1 protein-coding gene is annotated in these 1,393 nt (G+C 45.2%); it reads left to right on the plus strand.

What is annotated here, in order from left to right; translation table 11 throughout:
• Positions 1 to 170: 170 nt before the first annotated feature.
• A partial coding sequence (locus R7Q38_RS23420) for a peptide MFS transporter (RefSeq protein WP_318114472.1) occupies positions 171 to 1,393 on the plus strand: 1,223 nt, incomplete at its 3' end.

The following is a 1,393-nucleotide window of genomic DNA, read 5'->3' on the forward strand; positions in this document are numbered from 1 at the left end:
GTTTGTAACACACCCCAATCACCAACAAAAGCTCCACAAAATCAAAAATAAACAGTGACTTAACAATGTTATTTAGTCGTAAGGCAAAATTTTATTGTTTGTAAGCAGTTAAATTGCAATGTATACGTAGGTGTCGTTAAAAAATGTAATAACTATTATTAGAAGAGCTTATGTCAAACCAACATCAATATTTCGGTCACCCTCGTGGCTTGTTCTTATTGTTCGGCACTGAACTCTGGGAACGCTTTTCCTACTACGCAATGCGTGCCATTCTAGTACTCTACTTAACTGATACCACAATGAATGGTGGTTTGGGCTGGTCAACGAAAGACGCGCTCGACCTTTATGGCATTTACACCGGCCTTGTTTACATTACCCCATTGATTGGTGGTTACCTTGCCGATAACTACCTTGGCCAACGCCGCTCAATTTTGCTTGGTGGTGCATTAATGGCTATCGGCCAGTTCACACTGGCACTTCCGGCTGACGCACTAGGCTTCGGAGCACTTCACACTTTCTATTTAGGTCTTGCTCTGCTTATTTGTGGTAACGGTCTATTCAAGCCAAATATCTCTACCATGGTTGGTGACCTTTACAATGAAGGTGATAACCGTCGTGATGGCGCTTTCACTATCTTCTACATGGGTATCAACCTTGGTGCTTTACTAGCCGGCGTGGTTTCTGGATCTGTAACGAACTCATTTGGTTGGAAAGCAGGTTTCGTAGCAGCGGGCGTGGGTATGATAATCAGCCTTGTCATGCAAATGTCGCTTTCACAGTCTTGGCTTGGTGATATTGGCCGTGAGCCAGCCGCGAAACGCGACCTAAACAATAAGAACGCCAAAACAAAACAGCCTCTTACCAAAGAAGAAGTAGATCGCATTAAAGTTATCTTGGTGATGAGCCTGTTTACTATCGTATTCTGGGCTGGTTTCGAGCAAGCTGGCGGTCTGATGAACATTTACACTCAGCAGTACACCGATCGTATGATTGGCGGTTTTGAAGTACCTGCAGCTTGGTTCCAGTCACTAAACCCATTCTTTATCATTACGCTTGCGCCTGTCCTTGCGGTTCTATGGGTGAAACTAGGTAAACGTGAACCAAACTCACCAGCGAAATTTGCTTTAGCCATGTTCTTCTTGGCACTAGGCTTCCTATGCATGGTTGGTGCAGTAATGGAGCAAGGTGGTGATACTAACGTGAAAACATCCATGCTATGGCTAGTTGGCGCGTGCTTCTTCCATGCTTTGGGTGAACTGTGTCTATCCCCTATTGGCCTGTCTCTTGTAACCAAACTGGCTCCGCTACGTCTTGCATCGTTGATGATGGGTGCATGGTTTGGTTGTAACGCTATTGCGAACTATGTCGCTGGTTACGTGGGTTCTCATGTGGG

This window comes from Vibrio sp. Vb0598 (assembly GCF_033338935.1).
In the GTDB taxonomy this organism is placed as follows: Bacteria; Pseudomonadota; Gammaproteobacteria; order Enterobacterales; family Vibrionaceae; genus Vibrio; species Vibrio alginolyticus.